Source organism: Phytoactinopolyspora endophytica, from assembly GCF_004138495.1.
Classification (GTDB): domain Bacteria; phylum Actinomycetota; class Actinomycetes; order Jiangellales; family Jiangellaceae; genus Phytoactinopolyspora; species Phytoactinopolyspora endophytica.
The window spans coordinates 60,588-64,649 of sequence record NZ_ML142865.1 but is presented as its reverse complement, the minus strand read 5'-3'; the positions used below and the strand labels follow the sequence as shown (position 1 = coordinate 64,649).

Below are 4,062 nucleotides of genomic sequence, written 5' to 3'. Positions count from 1 at the left end.
GGGTTTGTGCGTCGACCGACGAGAACGCAGCGAGGCGCCAGCCGGGTGCCGCGCAGTAGGCCATGGATCCATCAGACACGCCCTAGCAGCAGACTTCGAGATAGGCCTGGAGCTCGGCGAGGGCCCTGCGTATCCCGTCGCGGTCCCCTCGATACAGGATCGTCTTGCCGTCGCGACGTGCGGTCACGACGCCGCCTCGCCGCATCAATGCGAGCTGCTCGGATGCGGTCGACTGGCTGAGCCCGGCCTGCTCGGCGACCTGACCGACCGAGAGCTCCGCGCCCTTGAAGAACAGCATCATCATGCGCTGACGCGTGGGACTGGCCAGCGCCTTGAGGAAGTCGTGTGTCTCCGGCGCGAGCTCGACAGGTGCGCTATCCGTATCACCGTCAGCCACTGCCACGGGCTCCTGCATCACTACTCGACCTCCCACAGCCACTCTAGACCGCGCCGTCGAGATACGTCGCTGCCCACAGCGTCGCCACTCGTTCGTTTTGTCATTTCGCGAAATAACGATATGTTGTCGTCATGAGCGCCCAGACTGAACCAGTGATCATCGTCGGAGGCGGACAGTCCGGTCTCGCCGCCGCACGTGCCGCCCATGACGCCGGCCTCCGCCCGGTCATCCTCGAAGCCGGCGGCAGACCGGCCGGCTCGTGGCCCCGGTACTACGACAGCCTGACCCTCTTTTCGCCCGCGGAGTACAGTTCCTTCCCGGGTTTTCCGCTCGACGGGGACCCCGACCGCTATCCCACCCGGGACGAGGTCGCCGACTACGTGGAGCGATACGCCGCAACCCTTGACGTCGAGGTCCGCACGGACACTCGCGTGATCGCCGTCGAGCAGGACGGCGGACGGTTCATCGTGCATACGGCAGCCGGTGACGCGCTGGACGCCGCAGCGGTGGTGGCGGCGAGCGGCTCGTTCACCAATCCATACCGGCCCGAGCTACCGGGCCAGGAACGGTTCACCGGCGAGCTCCTGCACGTCGCCGACTACCGGCGCCCGGAACGCTACGCCGGCAAGCGGGTCGTCGTCGTGGGAGGCGGCAACTCCGCGATCCAGGTGGCATACGAGCTGGCTCACACGGCGTCGGTCACACTCGCCAGCCGCACGCCGCTGAATTTCACCGACCAGCGCAAGCTCGGCCGAGATCTGCACTACTGGCTCAAGACCACCCGGCTGGATCTGCTTCCACCGGACTGGCTAGCCCGGCTCTTCCCGCACAGGCTGGTCATCGACACTGGCGTCTACCGGGACGCGGTGGAGAAGGGGCTCGTCGACCGGCGTCCGATGTTCACGGACATCGACGGCGACACCGTCATCTGGTCCGACGGCACTCGGGAACGCGTCGACGTGCTGTTGCTGGCCACGGGCTACCTTCCCAGCCTCGGCTATCTCGAACACCTCGGCGCCCTGGACGAAACCGGCGCACCACGGCACGTCGGCGGCATCTCGACCGCCCATCCCGGCCTGGTGTATGTCGGCCTGGAGTTTCAACGGTCGTTCTCGTCTAACACGCTCCGCGGTGTGCACCGCGACGCCGAGTATGTGATGGAGCCGGTTGCCGCCCATGTCAGCCATGCCTCGGCCGGAGTCACCCTGGGTTGATCCTGACCGGAGTGACATCGGACTGATTCTGCCGGAAACGTTCGTTCGGCGCCGGCCGCGCCCGGAAGGGTATAGAACCGGGTTCGATCGGCTGGACACGTGACTGCGAGACTGGGGCCAGTGTGAGCAACGAAGTACACGAGCAGTCGGACACAGCCAGGCGCGAGGCGCTGTCCCGAGCCGGGCTCCGGCGCGTACTGGCCTCGCTCTGCGTGACGGTGACCGTCAGCTACGGCGTCCTGTACTACGCGTTTCCCGTATTGCTCACCGACATCGGTGCGACCACCGGGTGGTCGACGACGTTTCTGACCGCGGCGTTCTCCGGCGGACTGCTGCTCGCCGCCATCCTCGGGGTGCCCGTCGGCCGCTGGCTGGACCGGCACGGCCCCCGTTCGATCATGGCAGCGGGCTCAGTCACCGGTGTGCTGGCGCTCGTCCTCGTCGCGGTGGCGCCGAACCAGGTCCTGTTCACCGTCGGCTGGATCATGGCCGGCGGCGCCATGGCAGCCGTCTTCTATCCGCCGGCCTTCACCGCCCTCACGCGCTGGTATGGGCCGCGGGAACGGGTCAAGGCGCTGACCCTCCTCACCCTTGCCGCGGGCCTGGCCAGCACCATCTTCGCGCCGCTCACCGCGTTCCTGCTCGACCGCCTGAGCTGGCAGAACACCTACCTGGTGCTGACGGCCATCCTGGCGGTCATCACCATTCCCGGGCATTGGTGGGGGCTGCGCGGGCCCTGGCCCACGGCGGAAGGTCATGCCGCTCGAGACGACGGGCGGCCGTCGGAGGCAGGGGCAGCGCGTATCACCCGGAGCCTGCCGTTCATCGCGTTGACGGTCTCACTGGGGCTGGCCTCGCTGGTCGCCTTCGCTGTCATCATCAACCTCGTCCCCATGCTCGAGGAGCGCGGCATGAGCACCAGCGCGGCGGCACTCGCCCTTGGACTCGGCGGCCTGGGACAGGTCATAGGTCGGATCGGTTTCCCGTTGCTCACCCGATTCACCGGTATCCGCACCCGCACCGTGGTCATCCTGCTGGCCGTGGCCGGAACGACAGCCCTGCTCGGCGTCCTGACCACCGTCGCTGCGCTGGTGGGAGCGTCGATCGCCGCCGGGATGGCGCGCGGTCTGATGCCCCTGATCCAGGCCACCGCGGTCAGCGACCGCTGGGGGATCGCACACTACGGTCTCCTCACCGGTCAGCTGTCCGCGCCCGTCACCATCACCATGGCGCTCTCTCCCTGGGTGGGGACGGCGATCGCGGACCTGCTCGGGGGCTATCCGGCGGCGTTCATGGTGCTCGCCGCCGTCGGTGTCATCGCCACCGCCGTCGCCCTCCTCAGCGTCCCCCGTACCCGCCGGAATGCGTGGTAGTCCCGCCGAGCCGACGGGACAGCTCGGCGGCGACGGACGAGATTCGGACCGCCAGCCCCGGCCAGTCGTTCTCGGGCACGGTGTCGCGATCGAAAGTCACAGCGATTCCGGCCGCTGGGTAGCCGGTATGGTCAGATGCCGCCACGCTCACCGAGGCGAAGCCTGGGGTGACCGCACCGTCTTCGGTCGCATAGCCGCGCCGTCGCGCTTCGGCCAGCAAGGGCCGCAACGCCGACAGACGGCGCGGACCGACACCATGCCGGTCGGGAAACGCCGACGGGTCGGGGAACAACGCCCGCACCTGGGCCGGTGACAGTCCGGCAAGGATGGCCCGTCCGCTCGCCGTGAGGTGCGCCGGCAGCCGCACGCCCACACCGGTCACCAGCGACGGACTGCCCAGTGCTCGTTCCTCCAGCAGGTACAGCACCTCTCGACCGTGCAACACCGCGAGATGAGCACCATGCCCGACGTCGTCCACCAGCTTGTGTAGCAACGGGCGCGCCAACCTGGCCAGCGGCGCCTGCCTGGTGTAAGCGGTACCGAGTTCGAAGACCCCGATGCCGAGGCCGTATCGCCGCTCCTCCGGCAGGTGCACCACCAGCCCTTCCCTTTCGAGCTCGTTGAGCAGGTGGTACACAGTCGAGCGCGGCAGGTCGAGCTCGCCGGCGATGGACGCCGCCGGCATGGGTCCACCGTGCCGGGCCAAATGGCGCAGGACCCGTATCCCCTGCCGCAGCGCCGGCACCTGACTGCTCTCACCCACCAGGCCACCTCCCCCGTCACCGACCAGGCCACCTCCCCCGGTCACCCACGAGGCCGCCTCCCCGTCAGGCCGGGCCCAACGAATCTGTCTGAGATACCAGACGATATCTCGAGGAATACCGTTCCGCGGCCTGGAGATCAGCGATGCAATGGCCGTATGAGCCACGGAGTACACACCTGCCCGGATCGGCGCCACGATCAGATACGAGTTCATGGCGCCATAACGCCCGAAACTCGTATCTGATGATGGAGTTCCGCCAAGGCCCGCCGGTTCGCATCGGCACCGGCCCCATCGACATGAGCGACGTCGTCGCCG

4 protein-coding genes are annotated in these 4,062 nt (G+C 68.1%); 2 read left to right on the top strand and 2 right to left on the bottom strand.

Annotated elements, in window-relative coordinates; genetic code table 11:
- Positions 1-82: 82 nt before the first annotated feature.
- Complete coding sequence (locus ELR45_RS26365; protein ID WP_205857312.1) at positions 83-397, bottom strand: ArsR/SmtB family transcription factor; 315 nt, start codon at positions 395-397, stop codon at positions 83-85.
- Positions 398-528: 131 nt separating this feature from the next.
- Here ELR45_RS26365 and ELR45_RS26360 point away from each other — a divergent pair, with 131 nt between their 5' ends.
- Both ELR45_RS26360 and ELR45_RS26355 read left to right on the top strand, forming a co-directional pair.
- Positions 529-1,611 (top strand): flavin-containing monooxygenase, encoded by a 1,083-nt coding sequence (locus ELR45_RS26360; protein WP_129668982.1) that lies wholly within the window; start codon positions 529-531, stop codon positions 1,609-1,611.
- A 122-nt stretch (positions 1,612-1,733) separates the two neighbouring features.
- On the top strand, positions 1,734-2,984 hold the full coding sequence (locus tag ELR45_RS26355) for an MFS transporter (protein ID WP_205857311.1): 1,251 nt from the start codon (positions 1,734-1,736) through the stop codon (positions 2,982-2,984).
- Here ELR45_RS26355 and ELR45_RS26350 read toward each other — a convergent pair.
- Entirely contained in the window at positions 2,950-3,747 is a 798-nt protein-coding gene (locus ELR45_RS26350; RefSeq protein ID WP_205857310.1) for an IclR family transcriptional regulator, read from the bottom strand. The genes ELR45_RS26355 and ELR45_RS26350 overlap by 35 nt on opposite strands.
- Between the last annotated feature and the right edge of the window lie 315 nt (positions 3,748-4,062).